Source organism: Rhodococcus sp. UFZ-B548 (assembly GCF_903819475.1).
Classification (GTDB): domain Bacteria; phylum Actinomycetota; class Actinomycetes; order Mycobacteriales; family Mycobacteriaceae; genus Rhodococcus_F; species Rhodococcus_F erythropolis.
Map to the genome: position 1 here is coordinate 31,814 of NZ_CAIJDS010000030.1, position 16,360 is coordinate 48,173.

The window sequence follows — 16,360 nt, forward strand, 5'->3', positions numbered from 1 at the left end:
GCGGCAAGTCCGACTCGCCGCATGCTGGGACTGCGCGCCTGCGATACCCGCCTTTATGAAACCGACGGTTACGTCTTTCCTGCAGATCACGGTCCGTCGTTGAATAGTCAATAACGCAAGGTTTTCCGCGGATGTTGCACTCGTCACGTCAACCAGGCAAACGCCGTCGAACCGCAGGCTGCCAGGCACATCGAGGGACCGTGCGCGATGGGCGAATTGTGGGCTACCAGCCCCGACTGTCGCCGGCCCAGTTTTCGCAGTTCGATCACGACACCCAGGGTTGCGGTGAGCACCGATGCAGACACCAACGACCACAGCCAGGCGTCAGCGCCCACCAATCCGGTAAGAGCGCCCAACGGAAGAGAGAGCTTCACATCGCCGAGACCCATGGAACCAGGCGACATCACGTGCGCCAGGAGGTGGATTCCGGCGAGCAGTGCCGATCCCACCGCAGCAACCCACACCGTTCCCGACGCCGCCGCGTAGACCATCACGACGACGTAACCCGGCAGCGTGAAACTGTTGGGCAGCCGGCGCACAGCCAGGTCGACAGTCGAGATTGCGACGCACCACCACACCACGGCAAGACCTGAGATCAGTTGCACCACCGAGGTATTCAGTGCGCCGACAACCACCCAACCTGTGGCGACAGCGCACTGCGGCGCACAACAGCGAGTCACGGATGGTCGATAACCGTGTCGCCGCAACCAACTGTCAACGATCGCCCGAGCACCGACACCAGCGACTACCCCAGCGCCTGCCAAGACCACCAACGTCCACATGGTTTCGAGCTTGGTGTCTAGCGTTCACCAGCGGCACACTACGAATCGTCTTGTGGACTACCTCGACACTGTGAACAGAGCTAAGCGATAGCGGCTGCCATCGCCTCTCGCGGAGCGGGCTTGCCCGTGAACTGCTCTACCTGCCCGAAGGCCTGATTGAGCAACATCTCGAGGCCACCGATCACCGTGCCACCAGCCGCCTCGACAACCGAAGCGAGTGGCGTCGGCCAAGGGTTGTAGATCGCGTCGAGGACAAATCGCGCCCTCCCCAGTTGCTGGGCAAAGGGCGCTGCCGCATCCGCGGGAACGGTACTGACCAAGACCGAGGATTCGGCACAGATCCCACCGAGTCGTGCGTCGTCGAAAGAGACCAGATCAATGTCCAACCCGACAGCACTGCCGCATTCGATGGCACCGGACGCACGTCCCGGATCACGCGCGACCACGGTGACTGTCCGAACTCCCATGTCGGCCAACGCGACCAATGCCGGCCGCGCGGTGCCGCCCGCGCCGACGACTACCGCCGAAGTGCCGCTGAGATCGCCGACGCCGCCGGCGATCAACGCACCGCTGACTCCGTCGACGTCCGTGCAGTCGGCACGCCAACCGCCCTCGATGCGAACCAAGGTGTTGGCCGAGCCGATGGTCACCGCTCGCGGTGTGCGTTCGGTGGCATAGTCGAGTGCTGCGATCTTGCCCGGCATCGTCACGGAGAGGCCGACCCATTCGGGGCCGAGTGAGTCAACGAGGGCAGGCAACTGCTCGCCGGTGCATTCGATCCGCTCGTAGGTCCAATCGCTCAGACCCAAAGCCTCGTACGCAGCAAGGTGCAGCAACGGCGACTTCGAGTGAGCGATCGGGCTTCCGAGAACTGCCGCCTTACGCGGCGTCGCGAGCGAAGTCGCGGTACTACCGTCCACTGTCGAGAATCCCACTTTGCTGTGCCAGTTCGATGTTGGCCAGATGCTCCTCGTAACTCTTGGTGAAGAGCGTCTGGCCTTCCTTGTTGATCGTGACGAAGTACAACCAGTCACCGGCCGCCGGAGATTCCACGGCCTTGAGAGCATCGATGCTCGGTGAAGCAATAGGCGTCGCAGGCAGACCGGGCATTGCGTACGTGTTCCAGGGCGTGACGCGCTCACGGTCCGCATCGGTCGTGGCGACCTCGGTGGTGTCGAGTGAGTAGTTGACCGTGGAGTCGAACTGCAAAGGCTGATCGACTGCGAGTCGGTTGACGATCACCCGCGCGACCTTGGCCATGTCGCCAGGCAATGCCTCACGCTCGACCAGCGACGCTGCCACCAACAACTGGTACGGCGACATTCCGACTCCGCTGCCCGCTGTCAGGATCCCGGTGGCCTCGTACTTGGCGGCGCTGCCCTCGACCAACGAACGCAGGATCTCGGTGGGCGTCGCAGTGGGATCGAAATCCCAACTGCTGGCGGCGATCAAACCTTCGAGCTGACGATCCTTGTCCGGAACACTTTTGACCGACGACATCGCCCAGTCCGGCACACCGAGCGAAGCCAGATCGGAAGATGCTCCCGCAGTGTTCAATTCGTCTGTCGAGACACATTTCTGAGCAGAAACCGGGCCGACACAACTCGCCTCGGAAATCAGGTTGTATATGCCCTTCTTGAGCGAGCCGGTCTGCGCGTCCGAACTGTCGTGCAGCTGACGCCCTTCGGCGATGACAACACTGCCGACACGGGAGTCCGGGGCAACCAAACTGTCGAGTGCGCTCGCGGCACTACTCTGCACCGGCACCTGGTAGAAGCCGGGTTGTACCTTCTGGATCTCCGACGGATTGGCGATCGCAGCGTTGTAGAAAGCAGCCGAACTCGCGACGACGTTCTTCGCCTCCAGCGTCGCACCGATCTCCGATGCGGTTTCTCCACTGTTGATCTGGATGACCACGGGTGCGCCGCCCGGGCCGGCGAAGTCCTCCGCGGCCTTGTTGCGATCCATGTACCAGAGGGCACCGTAGGCACCGACACCGAGAACCGCGATCACCAACACCAGGAGAGCGAGAACACCAACCTTCTTACCTCGCTTGGCGCGCTTGTTGCGCGCTTCGCGTTGCTTGCGTGCCTCCGCTCGCGACATATGCGGCGGATCGATATTCTGCGGCAACGCACGCATGACCATGGTCTCGTCGTTGTCGAAGTCGAACGAACTGGTGGGCCGGCTTCCGCCGCCCTCATCCCACCGCGCGTTCACAGATCGCCCTCCAGTGCAGCGTCCTTCGACGACTCCCCTGGTTTCACAGCTCTACTCCGCTCGTCCAGCCAGCCTTGCAGGATTTCCACCGCCGCAGCCTGATCGATCATCGGCCGCTGGCCGCGTGCCTTGACTCCACTTTCGCGGAGGTTGCGCGCAGCCGTGACGGTCGTCAGTCGTTCGTCGGACAATCTCACCGGGATCGGTTCGACGGCCCGCTGCAGTCGTTTGGCGAATGCAGTCGCGATACCGGCGGCTTTACCTTGCTCACCGCGCAGCGTCTGTGGCAGTCCGACGATAACCTCAACGGCCTCGTATTCGGACACGATGGCGATAATGCGCCGGATATCCGGCGCGTCGGGCCCACGCTCCTTCGAGCGTGCAACCGTTTCCACCGGTGTCGCGAGGATGCCGTCGGGGTCGCTTGACGCGACGCCGATGCGAACACTGCCGACGTCGATGGCGATGCGCCGCCCGCGACCAGGGTCGTCGATGCCGGGGCGATCGGGACCCTGCTGCGTAGCCACCACCGTCAGCTGCCGCCCGCCAGCTCTCCGACTCTGTCCCGGATCGCATCGAGCGCCGCCGGGATTCCGGCGGAGTCCGAACCCGAGCCCTGGGCCATGTCGGGCTTTCCGCCGCCGCGGCCACCGATCTTGGGACCGAAGGACGCGACAAGCTCGCCGGCCTTCACACCGAGACCCTGGGCCGCCTTGCTGGATGCGACCACGAACGGGACCTTGCCGTCGACGTCACCGAGGAGAGCTACGACGGCGGGTTCGGAGCCGAGTCGGCCCTTGATGTCCGTGACGAGGCTGCGCAGATCGTTGCCGCCGACTCCCGCGGGAGCAGGCTCGGCAATGACCAGGACGCTACCGATGCGCTTGGCCTTGGCGACGTACTCGCCTGCCGACGCCAGCACAGCCTTGGCCTTGGTCTGCTCGAGTTCCTTCTCGGCCACCTTGAGTCGCTCGACGAGCGCCTCGACGCGGGCGGGTACCTCTTCCGAAGGAACCTTCAGTGAGGAGGAGAGTCCGGCGAGGAGAGCGCGTTCCTTGGCGAGGTAGCGGTAGGAGTCCAAACCGACGTACGCCTCGACGCGTCGGATTCCGGAGCCGACCGACTGCTCACCGAGCAGCGTGACCTGACCGATCTGGGCGGAGCTTCCGACGTGAGTACCGCCGCACAGTTCCATCGAGAACGGACCGCCGATTTCGACAACACGAACCTCGTCGCCGTAGTTCTCACCGAAGAGTGCCATCGCACCCATCGCCTTGGCCTTGTCGAGATCCGTGACAAATGTGTTGACCGCGTAGTTGGACGCCACGGCTTCGTTGGTGAGTGCCTCGATGTCCTGCTTCTGGGAGTCGGACAGCGCACCCTGCCAGGAGAAATCGAAGCGGAGGTAGCCCGGCTTGTTGAGCGAGCCCGCCTGCACCGCGTTGGGGCCGAGCACCTGACGCAGCGCCGCGTGCACCATGTGGGTACCGGAGTGCCCCTGGGTTGCACCCTTGCGCCACTCGGCGTCGACGTGCGCGAGCACGACGTCGCCCTCGGTGATCTCGCCCTTCTGCACCGTGACCTTGTGCGTCCAGACCTTCTTGGCGATCTTCTGCACGTCGTTGACCTTGGCTTCGAGGCCCGGCGCGGTGAGCGAACCGATGTCGGCGATCTGTCCACCGGACTCGGCGTAGAGCGGGCTGCGGTCGAGGATTACCTCGACGTCCTGACCGGCCTTCGCAACCGGCACGCGGACACCGTCGACGATCAGTGCGAGGACGTGAGCCTCGGAGACGAGCTCGTCGAAACCGGTGAACTCGGTGGCACCTCGATCGAGCAGTTCCTTGTAGACCGTGAGGTCCGCATGCGCGTGCTTGCGCGCTTGAGCGTCGTCCTTGGCGCGCTTGCGCTGCTCGGCCATGAGCGTGCGGAAGCCGTCTTCGTCGACGGTGAGACCGGCCTCGGATGCCATTTCGAGCGTGAGGTCGATCGGGAAGCCGTAGGTGTCGTGCAGTGCAAACGCCTGATCGCCGGCGATGACCGACTTTCCGGACGACTTGACCGTCTCGGCAGCATTCTCGAACAGGGCCGAACCCGACGCCAGCGTCTTGAGGAACGCGGTCTCCTCACCGACGGCAACGTTCTCGATGCGCGTGAAGTCGGTTTCCAGAACCGGGTACGACGGCGCCATCGTGTCGCGGACGACGATCATGAACTCGCGCATGGTGGGCTGCTCGCTGCCGAGCAGTTTGGCCGAGCGCACGATACGACGCAGCAACCGGCGCAGGACGTATCCGCGGCCGTAGTTGCCGGGGTTCACACCGTCGGCGATCAACATCGCGGCGGTGCGTGCGTGGTCGGCGATGACGCGGAAACGGACGTCAGAAGTGTGATCGGTCCCGTACACGCTGCCGGTCAGTTCGGCGGCCTTGTCGATGACGGGGCGGAGAAGGTCTGTCTCGTAGACGTTTTCGACGCCCTGCAGGAGGAACGCAACGCGCTCGACGCCCATGCCGGTGTCGATGTTCTTCTTCGGCAGCGGTCCGAGGATCGGGTAGTCGCCCTTGTTGGTGCCCTCGCCGCGCTCGTTCTGCATGAACACGAGGTTCCAGATCTCGATGTAGCGATCCTCGTCGGCTTCCGGGCCACCCTCGACGCCGTACTCGGCGCCGCGGTCGTAGAAGATCTCCGAGCAGGGGCCGCACGGTCCGGGAATGCCCATGGACCAGTAGTTGTCCTTCATGCCGCGGCGCTGGATGCGCTCTTCGGGCACACCGACCTCGTCGCGCCAGATCGAGAACGCTTCGTCGTCGTCGAGATAGACGGTTGCCCACAAGCGCGTGGGATCGATGCCGTATCCGCCGTCCTCGACCGAACCTGTCAGCAACTGCCAGGCGTGGGAGATGGCTTCCTTCTTGAAGTAGTCACCGAAGGAGAAGTTGCCCGCCATCTGGAAGAAGGTGTTGTGGCGGGTGGTGATGCCGACCTCTTCGATGTCCAGGGTGCGGACACACTTCTGCACAGACGTCGCGCGCGAGTAGGACGGCGTCTGCTGCCCGAGGAAGAACGGCACGAACGGAACCATGCCCGCGTTGACGAACAGAAGGTTCGGGTCGTCGAGAATCAGCGAGGCGCTGGGCACCTCGGTGTGGCCGGCCTTGACGAAGTGGTCGAGGAATCGCCTGCGGATCTCGTGGGTTTGCACTAACCGGTCCTTACCTTCAAGAGCGTCGAGCTATGGGTGTCCAGACTAACGCGTCGACCGGTGGAACCTGGCAGGCGTCAGCCACGAACGATTCGGCGGAGTTTGCTCACCCGATCGGCGATCTCTCGCTCGTTGCCGTGTGCGGTGGGCTGGTAATAGTCGACACCCACCAGATCGTCCGGTGGATACTGTTGCCGCAGAACACCATCACGTGTGTCGTGCGGGTACTTGTATCCGACTGCGTTGCCCAATTGCTCGGCGCCCTTGTAGTGCCCGTCACGCAGATGCGGCGGTACCAGTCCGGATTTTCCGGCGGCCACGTCGGCCATGGCTGCACCGAGAGCGGCGATCACCGCACCCGATTTGGGAGCCGTCGCCAGATGAATGGTGGCCTGTGCCAGCGCCAGACGAGCCTCCGGCATACCGATCAGCTGCACTGCCTGGGCAGCGGCGGTGGCAGTCTGCAGCGCCATCGGGTCCGCCATGCCGATGTCCTCGCTGGCATGAACCACCAGACGCCTCGCGATGAAACGAGGGTCTTCGCCCGCGGTCAGCATCCGAGCGAGGTAGTGCAGGGCGGCATCGACGTCGGAGCCGCGAATGCTCTTGATGAAGGCGCTGATGACGTCGTAGTGCTGATCTCCGGCACGGTCGTACCGAACCGCGGCCTTGTCGACACTGGCCTCGACGGTCGCGAGGTCGAGCACCACCGGGCCCGAAGAGTCACCGGCCGTGTCCAGTGCAGCTCCGGCAGCGGCCTCGAGTGCCGTCAGGGCTCGGCGTGCGTCACCGGCCGCCAGACGAACGAGGTGTTCCATCGCGTCGTCGTCGATCGCGATCGCTCCCCCGAACCCGCGCTCGTCGGTGACCGCACGCTCGAGCAGTTCCTGGACATCCGCAGCGGTGAGCGATTGCAGTTGCAGGACCAACGAGCGCGACAACAGCGCGGAGACGACCGAGAAGGACGGGTTCTCGGTGGTCGCGCCGACCAGGAGCACGATCCGGTTCTCGACCGCGGCGAGCAAGGCGTCCTGCTGGGTTTTGGAGAAACGATGGACCTCGTCGATGAACAAGACGGTCTGTTCGCCGTTCAGCAGACGGCGGCGGGCAAGTTCGATGACACCGCGGACTTCCTTGACGCCGGCGGACAGGGCAGACAAAGCCTCGAACCGGCGGCCGGTAGCGCCCGAGATCAACGACGCGAGCGTGGTCTTGCCGGTGCCGGGAGGTCCGTACAGGAGAACCGATGCGGCGCCGGACCCCTCGACCATTCTGCGCAGCGGAGCACCAGGGCCGAGCAGGTGCTGTTGACCGACAACTTCACCGAGAGTGAGGGGGCGCATGCGGACAGCCAGAGGAGCACCGGGCGGCACCGAGGACAATGCACGCTCGGCGACAGACACGACATCGGGTTCGTCGACGATCGCGGATTCCTCCGGAGTTGCCTCGAACAGGCCGTCTTCCGCCACCACGCCGTCTTCCGCCACCACGCCGTCTTTCGCCCCCACACTGTCTTCCGCTTGCCAATCGCTCACGAATCGACGCTACTAGAGACCACCGACGCTTGACACAACCCGCAGTTCCGCCAGCCCTCACGTCCTCGGCGAAGGCGCTGTAATAGCGTTGTCGCCATGAGCACCTCCGAGATCGCCACCGTCCTCGCGTGGCACGATGCACTCAACTCCCAAGACATCGACACACTTCTGCAGTTGTCGAGTGACGACATCGAGGTAGGCGGCCCCAAGGGCGCGAGCCAGGGACTCGCTGCCCTGCGCGAGTGGGCCACCAACGCCGGCATCACGCTCGTCCCCGGGAAGATGTACGTCCACCACGGCGTGGTCGTCGTCGAACAGACCGCAACGTGGGCGGCCGAACCGGACAAGTCCGCGACCCTGGCCTCGGCTTTCCGAGTCGTGGCCGACCAGGTGACGTCGACGTTCCGCCATCCTGATCTGGCGACCGCGCTCGCGGCGACGGACCTGTCCGAGAACGATCTGGTCTCCGACAACTGAGCGGACTCGACCGAAAAAGGGCGCTCGTGCTGCATGCACGGGCGCCCTTCTGCGTGTGATCAGTCAGAAACTCAACTGAACTCGGTGCGCAGCGCCGCCACGACGTCGCGGGCGTGTGCCTCGACGGCGTCGTTGCCGGCGAGCTTCGCCGAACGCGCGAGCCTTGCCCAGCGTCCCACCAGTGCGTCGGCCCGTGGAATCGAGAGATAGTGCTCGCGGACAGCGGCGATACGTGAATGATCCTCGGGCAGGTACAGATAGGTGCTGAGCCAGACCCAGATGAGTTGGGCCTCGACGATCCTGCGCCCCAATTCGGCCTCGTCGGCCAGGGCCGGCCACATCCCGACGACCTCGGCCCGCCAGGCATCGACCATCGCCGACGCCCGCTCTTCGGTCAGGTCGATGTTGCACAGGCAACCGGGGAACGACACCAACGCGTAGGTGATGTCGAGGAGGGCGTCCCGGTAGCCACCCCACTCGTAGTCGAGGAACTGCACGCCGTCGTCGTTGACGATGATGTTGTCTGGGCACAGGTCCGACGGACTGAAGGCGCGGAATCGACCGCCACTGAACAGTGTCTGCGCGTGCCGAACCTGCTCGAGAATGTCCGAGCTCACATCGATGCCGAGACTTTCCACCAACATCGCGGGAACACCGGCCACTGCGCGTCCCACTTGATCCGCCACTTCATCGGAGCAATGGGCGACCTCGGCTCGACGCAGCAGTGCGGTGAAGTCGTCCTCACGGCCGACGGTCGCGGCGTGCATGCGCCCCATGGCCTGCGCCATGGCCATCAGCGTGTGAGTGACGGTGTCCGGGTCGGAGTCTTCGAGTCGGACGCTGATGGCGGTGGCGTCGCCGAGATCACTCAGGATCAAGAGGCGAGCATCGAGGTCGGACGCCAACAGTTCGGCGCCGGGGCGTGCGTCCTTGGCAAGCGCGTTGGCGAACTGATACGACACCGCTTCACGAAGGAAAGCGGTCTCGACGTCGAAGTCACCTTCGGACGCGGCGGGGAGCGCAATCGCGGTTTTGGTAGCTCCCTGGAAGTTGTCGCGGACCTGCTTGATCACCAGCGTTCGAGGCAGGGAGAACGGGTTCTCGGCGACACGTACGCGCAGCACGACGGTGCGGCCACTCCCCCCGAGATCGACTGGATCCACCAGGGTTACGGGTGCCCCTGTGCGGCGTGTCAGCAACTGCTCAGCAGCTGCGACGACTTCGGAAACGGGGTCTGCCAGTAATGCGGTCATCACCGACCAACTTACCCGTTAGTGACTCCGATCATGCCCAGCTCATCCACTCACAGCGGAGAATTCAAGCCCTCACAGCGACAGAAATTGCCGTCTACCTGCGGCGATGACAAAAGTCCCTAATCGCCACACCGGCACACAGTTCTCGCGAGAATTCTGCTGTCGGTGAGCAGAACTCCGAACCGGCGATGTCATGGAGTTTTGTCCTCGTCGACAAATCGAGAAATGCCTTTCAACGCTGCTTCGAATTCCTCGTCGGCCCGGGTCCTGACCCAGAGAACGAGCACGCAGGCAGTGACGATCCCGACCAGGTTGACAGCCAGTTGCAGCGACGACAACCCGGCGATCCGCCATTCTCCGTTTGCTGCCGCAACCACCGCGAAACCGGCGGCAGGAACCGTGGTGACGGAGATGAACACTCCGACCAAGGCAGCGGACTTCGACGAGACGAGTGCCAGCATTCCAGCCGCACCGGCAAGAAGCGCGACGACAAACGAGATGGGCCCGACCTTGTAGACGAAATCGACCTCGTGGAGCGATTCGAGACTCACGACGTCCATCCACCCGAAGAACTTCACCACGAACGTTGCGGCGAGAGTCACGCCCATCGCGATGGGGAATCCGACGGCGAGCGCGAGAATCGAACGTCGACGCAACCGTCGATCCCGCCGTACGAGTGCCACAGCCAGCGCGGCCAGCGGCCCGAACTCCGGGCCGACGACCATGGCGCCCACGATCGTGATCTGAGAGTCGGTGACAACGCCGATTGCCGCGAGCAGACATGCGATCGTCAGGAACGCGACGAACAATCCGTTGAGAGTTGATTCTTCCCGAGTGCGGGACAGCAATTCCTCCCACACGACGGAATCCGCGGGATCACCCGGCACGTCGCGCTCAGCTTTGCGCGCCGCCGCCGACAACACCGTCTCGACTGGTACGAGCGTCATTCCGCCGTCCTCGGCGACGCCGAGAGCGGTCAGAGCATCGACGACGTCGTTGGCCGCCTCACGGGCGACGTCGGCCTCCACCATGTCGCCGGCGGGATGAACCGCGACATCACGTAATACGACGATGTGTGTCGCGCCCCGCTGCGACGCGAGCGCACCGAGAACTTGCTCGGTGCGCTCGGTCGGGCAGATCACCCGCAAATGCAGCATGGCGATCCGGTGTCGGCTCTACTTGGCTTCGACGGTGTCGCCTTCGGACTTCTTGTCCTCTGACTTCTTCTCGGGCTTCGCATCAATACCCGATTCCTTGCGCTGCTGCGCAGAAATCGGTGCCGGAGCATCCGTCAGCGGGTCGACGCCGCCACCGGACTTCGGGAACGCGATGACCTCACGGATGGAATCCATGCCGGCGAGGAGTGCGGTGATGCGGTCCCAGCCGAAAGCAATTCCGCCGTGCGGAGGCGCGCCGAAGGCGAAGGCGTCGAGAAGGAAGCCGAACTGCTCCTGCGCCTCTTCCTCGGAGATACCCATCACCTTGAACACTCGTTCCTGAATGTCCTTGCGGTGGATACGAATACTGCCGCCGCCGATCTCGTTGCCGTTGCAGACGATGTCGTAGGCGTAGGCGAGAGCGGAATCCGGATCGGTGTCGAACGTGTCGAAGAACTCCGGCTTCGGCGACGTGAACGCATGGTGCACGGCGGTCCAGGCGGAGTGGCCGAGAGCAACGTCACCGGATGCAGTGGCGTCGGCGGTCGGCTCGAACATCGGAGCGTCGACGATCCACACGAAGGCCCACGCGTCGGGATCGATGAGATCCTTCTTGCGGGCGATCTCACCACGGGCAGCGCCGAGGAGAGCGCGCGTCGACTTGGTCGCGCCCGCTCCGAAGAAGATGCAGTCGCCCGGCTGGGCTCCGACGTGAGCGGCCAGGCCCTCACGCTCGGCGTCGGTCAGGTTCTTGGCAACGGGACCACCGAGAGTGCCGTCTTCGCCGACCAACACGTACGCCAGGCCCTTGGAGCCGCGCTGCTTCGCCCACTCCTGCCAGGCATCGAGCTGCTTGCGCGGCTGGCTTGCACCACCGGGCATCACGACGGCGCCAACGTATTCGGCTTGGAAGACGCGGAAGGTCGTGTCCTTGAAGAACTCCGCGCACTCGACGAGTTCGATACCGAAACGCAGGTCCGGCTTGTCGCTGCCGTAACGACGCATTGCCTCGTTGTAGGTCATGCGATCGATCGGCGTCTTGATCTCGTGGCCGACGAGCTTCCAGAGCGCCGTCAGGATTTCCTCGGCAAGCAGGATGATGTCGTCCTGGTTGACGAAAGCCATCTCGATGTCGAGCTGAGTGAACTCGGGCTGACGATCGGCGCGGAAATCCTCGTCGCGGTAGCAACGCGCGATCTGGTAGTAGCGCTCGATGCCGCCGACCATGAGTAGCTGCTTGAACAGCTGCGGGCTCTGCGGCAGTGCGTAGAAGCTACCGGGCTGCAGGCGTGACGGTACGAGAAAGTCACGGGCACCCTCTGGCGTCGAACGCGTGAGCGTCGGAGTCTCGACCTCGACGAACTCGTGGTGCGCGAGAACGCCGCGCGCTGCAGCACTTACCTTGGAACGCAAGCGAATTGCGGATCCGGGCCCTTCACGACGCAAGTCGAGGTATCGGTACTTGAGCCGAGCTTCTTCGCCGACCTGATCGTCGAGCTGGAACGGCAGCGGTGCGCTTTCGTTGAGAACCTCGAGTTCGGTGGCGTTGACCTCGATTGCTCCGGTGGGGATCTCGAAGTTCTGGTTGCCCTCGGGGCGAACCTCGACCGTTCCGGTTACGCGAACGCAGTATTCCGCGCGCAGACGGTGCGCCTGCTCGGCCACGTCACCTGCCCGGAAAACTACCTGCGCAACTCCGGATGCATCACGGAGATCGATGAAGATCACTCCGCCGTGATCACGACGCCTGGCTACCCAACCGGTGAGCGTTACGGTCTGCTCTGCCTGCTCGGGTCGCAATGAACCGGCGAGATGTGTGCGCAGCACGGGATTCCTTTCGAACTACTTCCAATAACCGACGACCGACTACTTTGCCTGCGATCCTACGGAGCGAACTGCGCAGAGCGGAAACGCGGACCCGCATCGCATGCGAAGCTATCTCCAGAAGTGACGGCAAGCACTTGTTCACGACAGCAGAAAGCGGACATAGATGACCTTCAACGAGGGGGCCCGCGGCGAAGCGGGACGCGTTCAGGTTCAAGGCGGCGGGGGCGGCGGTGGCCGCGGCGGCAAGATCGCGATCGGCGGTGGCGCGGGCGGCATCATCGTTCTGATCCTGGCGCTGTTGTTCGGCGGTGACCCCGGCTCACTACTGGGCACGTCCACCGAAACTTCGAGTTCGTCGACCGGACTGTCGTCGGTCGACGAGTGCACCGGCGCTCAGGCAAACGCCGATGTGAACTGCCGCGTCACACTGACCGTCGGAAGCCTCGACGACGTTTGGGAACAGCAGTTGGTCAAGCAGACCGGCACGGCGTACGTGCGACCTGAAGTCATTCTGTTCAGCGGTTCGGTCAACACCGGTTGCGGCCAGGCGTCGAGTGATGTCGGTCCGTTCTACTGCCCGGCGGACCAAACGGCGTACTTCGATACGAGCTTTTTCCAATTGCTCGTCGACCGTTTCGGTTCCAGTGCCGGACCGCTCGCACAGGAGTACGTGGTCGCTCACGAGTTCGGACATCACATCCAGAATCAACTCGGCGACATCGGCCGCGCGCAGGCCGACCCGCAGGGTGAGCAGTCGGGTGCGGTTCGCACCGAACTCCAGGCCGATTGCTACGCCGGCGTCTGGGCGCATTTTGCCGACACGATTCCCGATCAGGCGACCGGTCAACCGTTCCTGAAGCCCTTGTCAAAAGACGACATTCGCGACGCGTTGTCCGCCGCCTCGTCGGTGGGCGACGACCGTATCCAGAAGTCCACGACCGGTCGGGTCAACCCTGAAGGCTGGACACACGGTTCGTCGGCACAGCGTCAGGCGTGGTTCATGACCGGATACCAGACGGGCCAGATCTCGTCGTGTGACACGTACTCGGCGCGGGATCTGAACAATCCGCCCGATCTGAAGCGGTAGAGAACCTCCGAAATACCATCCCGCCGACAATTTTTTCTGTCTTGACAGATTTGGTTGTCGGTGGGATGGTTTTCTCATGTTGGAAGTTGCAGTCATCGATCGTCCCGCAGCTGCCGAGGCCTCGCTCGATCCGATCCGCCAACGGATTCTGGCTGAACTGGCAGTCCCGGCATCAGCATCCTCGCTGGCACCCCGAGTGGGCTTGACGCGCCAGAAGATCAATTACCACTTGCGCACTCTCGAGGAACACGGACTCGTCGAACTCGTCGAGGAGCGCAAGCGGGGAAACATGACGGAGCGGATCATGCAGGCCAGCGCCGCGTCGTACGTCATCTCCCCCGCTGCAATGTCCGCGCTCGCGCCGGACCCGAGCCGGTTCCCGGATCAGCTCTCGGCGCGCTGGCTCGTCACTCTCGCGGCGCGGATCGTCCGAGAGGTCGGCGAACTGATCGCCGGCGCAACTGCGGCCGGAAAACCGTTGGCGTCCTTTGCCATCGACAGCGACATCACCTTTGCCACGGCGGCCGACCGCGCCGCCTTCGCCGGCGAACTCGGCGAGTCGGTCAACTCACTCGTGGCCAAATACCACGACGGCAATTCCGAAGCCGGGCGCAAACACCGCTTGGTTGTCGCCCTGCATCCCGGTCTCACCACACCCCACGTCACCACACCCGAAACGGAGCAGTAGCGATGTCCGAGAAATTCGAAATCCGCCGCGAGGTGGTCGTCCCCGGAACTCCCGAGCAGATCTGGGCCGCAATCTCGGCAGAGACGGCCGGCTGGATGTTCCCGTCCCCGCTCGAAATCCCTGCGGACGGCAGTAGTCCGGACAGCCCGATCATCGCGACGTGGGAGCCGCCCCGCGAGCTAGCCATCCACATGCAAGGCCCCGACGGCTGGTTCAACAACCTCGAGTACGTCGTCGAGGCCCGCGACGAGAGCACCGCCGTTGTCCGCTACGTCCACGCCGGAGTGTTTGCCGAGGACTGGGACAACCAGTACGACGGCGCGAGTAAGCACACGGACTTCTACCTGCACAGTCTCGGCCAATACGTGCGGTACTTCGCCGGCAAACCCGTCACCTATGTCTCGGCCGAAGGCCCGGAATCCTCGTCCTCGCCGCAAGCGATGGGAACGCTTCGCAGCGCCCTCGGAATCACCTCGGGCACCGCTGTCGGTGACGCCACGTCGGTGGAAGGCCCCGGAATCGGAACCGTCGACGCGATTGTCGACTACATCAACGACTGGTTCATCGGCTTGCGTACCGAGGACGCATTGCTGCGGTTCTACGGACGAAACGCCTTCGGCGGCACCGTCGACGCGGCCCATCACCTCTTCGCAGAGGGCGCTGACGGTGGATCAGCAACGACAGCGTGGCAGGCCTGGCTCGACGGCGTGTTCGCCTGAGTCGTCACACTCCCCGCTCTGCTGACACGCGACCGTCGTCGATCGCGGTCAGCAAAGCGGCATGATCGCGTGCGTTGCGTTTGGCGTAGGCAGCCGCGAACTCCCCGATCGCGAAATCGAATTCGGTTCCGTCACCGAGATATTCGGCGATCGCAATCCGATCGGACGAGCGAGCATGCGCATAGGCCAGGACCCTCGCGCATAGTCGCCCGTAGAGTTCCATCCCTTCAGGTTTCATGGTTTCGATGACCGCTGATCCCTTGCCGTCCCGAAGTTGGCGGATGTAGAAGTCGTGCTCATCCTCGTCGAGTCCCGGTCCGCGCTCCCACCCCAGGAAGATGTCACTGGTGGCCTGCATCAGGCGCTGCCCGTTCACTACTCGTTCGCCCTCGTTGGAGAAGGTGGGGCCATCGACGTACGCCGAGAGAACGGACGGCTGCGCCTCCTTGACCTGCAGGATCAACGGATCGTCGTCGTCGACGCCTTTCATCAGGATCATCCACGCGCGCGTTCCGACGCTCCCGACACCGACAACTTTCCGCGCGATGTGCGCCATCTCGAAGCTTTCGAGCAACACCCGACGGTCCCACTGCAACGTGCTTCGATAGGAACGAACGCGCTGACGTAGCAACTCCTCGATCTGAGTGAGGTCGGTGCCCGCGAACAATTCCTCTGCCGGCACGATCAGCGGCGGGTCACTGATGAACCGCCTTCTCCCGTCGACGATTTCGGTGAATTTGCCGGCTGCCTGAGCGCTGTCTCGGCGACGAGCCTTGTCCAACGTCGCCTGGGTCCGCTCGAGCATTCGCTTCTTCAAATCGACGCGAAGTTCTTCCAGTCCGTCTTCGGGTGCGATGTGCGCGTACCAAACTGCGAGGTTCCCCAATCCTGCCTGAGCGATCAGGGTTTCGCGATACTCGGCCGCACACCCGCGAACGATCTTCTTACGCTCTTTGCCGGAGTATCCGTTGTCCTTCGCTGCGATCGCCAAACTGGCGGCCAGCCGTTTCACGTCCCATTCGAACGGCCCCGGGTACGTTTCGTCGAAGTCGTTGATGTCGAACGCGAGCTTTCGCTCGGGCGTCGCATAGATACCGAAGTTGCTCAGGTGTGCGTCGCCGCAGAGTTGGCTGTTCAGGCCGGAATCAGGGCTTCGGGACAAGTCGTCCGTCATCACCAGGGCAGCACCACGGAAGAACGAGAACCGGGACGCCGACATGCGCCCGTATCGGATGGGCACCAGGTCCTGTACCCGCGACTTCGCCTGCAATTCCAGCAGTGATATCGGATCGCGGTCACTCTCTGTCAGATCCGCGAGCGCGGCCAATGGCGTATCTCTACGCGCCTGGCGGCCGCGCGCCCGCCTCTCGTCGACAGTGGGATGCTCGGTACGCACTGCTGTCATCTGCC

The 16,360-nt window shown here is 63.7% G+C and carries 14 protein-coding genes; 4 read left to right on the top strand and 10 right to left on the bottom strand.

Annotation, left to right across the window (positions count from 1 at the left end; all coding sequences use genetic code 11):
* Window positions 1–143: 143 nt before the first annotated feature.
* From H7C86_RS23000 to H7C86_RS23025, 6 genes are all read right to left on the bottom strand, one after another.
* Window positions 144–782: an A24 family peptidase gene (locus H7C86_RS23000; RefSeq protein ID WP_182262295.1), complete on the bottom strand. Its 639-nt coding sequence runs from the start codon at window positions 780–782 to the stop codon at window positions 144–146.
* 80 nt (window positions 783–862) lie between these two features.
* The gene (locus H7C86_RS23005; protein ID WP_182262296.1) at window positions 863–1,702 is read right to left on the bottom strand and encodes a shikimate dehydrogenase; all 840 of its coding nucleotides are present in this window, start codon (window positions 1,700–1,702) and stop codon (window positions 863–865) included.
* A complete protein-coding gene (gene mltG / locus H7C86_RS23010) occupies window positions 1,692–3,002 on the bottom strand; it encodes an endolytic transglycosylase MltG (protein WP_019748362.1) in 1,311 nt (436 codons plus the stop codon). The genes H7C86_RS23005 and mltG overlap by 11 nt, the downstream gene beginning before the upstream one ends.
* Entirely contained in the window at window positions 2,999–3,532 is a 534-nt protein-coding gene (ruvX, locus tag H7C86_RS23015) for a Holliday junction resolvase RuvX (RefSeq protein WP_151532193.1), read from the bottom strand. Before ruvX ends, mltG begins: the two co-directional genes overlap by 4 nt.
* Window positions 3,533–3,534: 2 nt before the next feature.
* A complete protein-coding gene (gene alaS / locus H7C86_RS23020) occupies window positions 3,535–6,207 on the bottom strand; it encodes an alanine--tRNA ligase (protein ID WP_019748361.1) in 2,673 nt (890 codons plus the stop codon).
* Between the two features lie 77 nt (window positions 6,208–6,284).
* A complete protein-coding gene (locus H7C86_RS23025; RefSeq protein WP_370627684.1) occupies window positions 6,285–7,631 on the bottom strand; it encodes a replication-associated recombination protein A in 1,347 nt (448 codons plus the stop codon).
* A gap of 207 nt (window positions 7,632–7,838) precedes the next feature.
* Here H7C86_RS23025 and H7C86_RS23030 point away from each other — a divergent pair, with 207 nt between their 5' ends.
* The gene (locus H7C86_RS23030; RefSeq protein ID WP_019748359.1) at window positions 7,839–8,219 is read left to right on the top strand and encodes a nuclear transport factor 2 family protein; all 381 of its coding nucleotides are present in this window, start codon (window positions 7,839–7,841) and stop codon (window positions 8,217–8,219) included.
* Window positions 8,220–8,290: 71 nt separating this feature from the next.
* Here the strand turns inward: H7C86_RS23030 and H7C86_RS23035 are convergent, their stop codons facing one another.
* The 3 genes from H7C86_RS23035 to aspS form a co-directional block, all read right to left on the bottom strand.
* Window positions 8,291–9,472 carry a Kae1-associated kinase gene (locus H7C86_RS23035; RefSeq protein WP_021344212.1) on the bottom strand — a complete coding sequence of 394 codons (1,182 nt, stop codon included), beginning with the start codon at window positions 9,470–9,472 and terminating at the stop codon, window positions 8,291–8,293.
* 191 nt (window positions 9,473–9,663) lie between these two features.
* Window positions 9,664–10,629, bottom strand: coding sequence for a DUF389 domain-containing protein (locus H7C86_RS23040; RefSeq protein ID WP_019748357.1), 966 nt, complete (start codon window positions 10,627–10,629; stop codon window positions 9,664–9,666).
* Between the two features lie 18 nt (window positions 10,630–10,647).
* Window positions 10,648–12,456 carry an aspartate--tRNA ligase gene (gene aspS / locus H7C86_RS23045; RefSeq protein WP_019748356.1) on the bottom strand — a complete coding sequence of 603 codons (1,809 nt, stop codon included), beginning with the start codon at window positions 12,454–12,456 and terminating at the stop codon, window positions 10,648–10,650.
* 163 nt (window positions 12,457–12,619) lie between these two features.
* Here aspS and H7C86_RS23050 point away from each other — a divergent pair, with 163 nt between their 5' ends.
* The 3 genes from H7C86_RS23050 to H7C86_RS23060 all read left to right on the top strand — a co-directional run bounded on the left by H7C86_RS23050 (window position 12,620) and on the right by H7C86_RS23060 (window position 14,950).
* A complete protein-coding gene (locus tag H7C86_RS23050; protein ID WP_003945028.1) occupies window positions 12,620–13,543 on the top strand; it encodes a neutral zinc metallopeptidase in 924 nt (307 codons plus the stop codon).
* Between the two features lie 76 nt (window positions 13,544–13,619).
* On the top strand, window positions 13,620–14,231 hold the full coding sequence (locus H7C86_RS23055; protein WP_134999230.1) for a helix-turn-helix domain-containing protein: 612 nt from the start codon (window positions 13,620–13,622) through the stop codon (window positions 14,229–14,231).
* A gap of 2 nt (window positions 14,232–14,233) precedes the next feature.
* Window positions 14,234–14,950: an SRPBCC domain-containing protein gene (locus H7C86_RS23060; RefSeq protein ID WP_134999229.1), complete on the top strand. Its 717-nt coding sequence runs from the start codon at window positions 14,234–14,236 to the stop codon at window positions 14,948–14,950.
* Window positions 14,951–14,954: 4 nt separating this feature from the next.
* Here the strand turns inward: H7C86_RS23060 and H7C86_RS23065 are convergent, their stop codons facing one another.
* Window positions 14,955–16,355: a DUF2252 domain-containing protein gene (locus tag H7C86_RS23065; RefSeq protein WP_080910429.1), complete on the bottom strand. Its 1,401-nt coding sequence runs from the start codon at window positions 16,353–16,355 to the stop codon at window positions 14,955–14,957.
* Between the last annotated feature and the right edge of the window lie 5 nt (window positions 16,356–16,360).

What these genes read in the sequence shown, in the direction of transcription:
- H7C86_RS23000 (WP_182262295.1), bottom strand. Translation starts at nt 782, where the DNA reads ATGTGGACGTTGGTGGTCTTGGCAGGCGCTGGGGTAGTCGCTGGTGTC.
- H7C86_RS23030 (WP_019748359.1), top strand. Translation starts at nt 7,839, where the DNA reads ATGAGCACCTCCGAGATCGCCACCGTCCTCGCGTGGCACGATGCACTC.
- H7C86_RS23035 (WP_021344212.1), bottom strand. Translation starts at nt 9,472, where the DNA reads ATGACCGCATTACTGGCAGACCCCGTTTCCGAAGTCGTCGCAGCTGCT.
- H7C86_RS23040 (WP_019748357.1), bottom strand. Translation starts at nt 10,629, where the DNA reads ATGCTGCATTTGCGGGTGATCTGCCCGACCGAGCGCACCGAGCAAGTT.
- H7C86_RS23050 (WP_003945028.1), top strand. Translation starts at nt 12,620, where the DNA reads ATGACCTTCAACGAGGGGGCCCGCGGCGAAGCGGGACGCGTTCAGGTT.
- H7C86_RS23055 (WP_134999230.1), top strand. Translation starts at nt 13,620, where the DNA reads ATGTTGGAAGTTGCAGTCATCGATCGTCCCGCAGCTGCCGAGGCCTCG.
- H7C86_RS23060 (WP_134999229.1), top strand. Translation starts at nt 14,234, where the DNA reads ATGTCCGAGAAATTCGAAATCCGCCGCGAGGTGGTCGTCCCCGGAACT.
- H7C86_RS23065 (WP_080910429.1), bottom strand. Translation starts at nt 16,355, where the DNA reads ATGACAGCAGTGCGTACCGAGCATCCCACTGTCGACGAGAGGCGGGCG.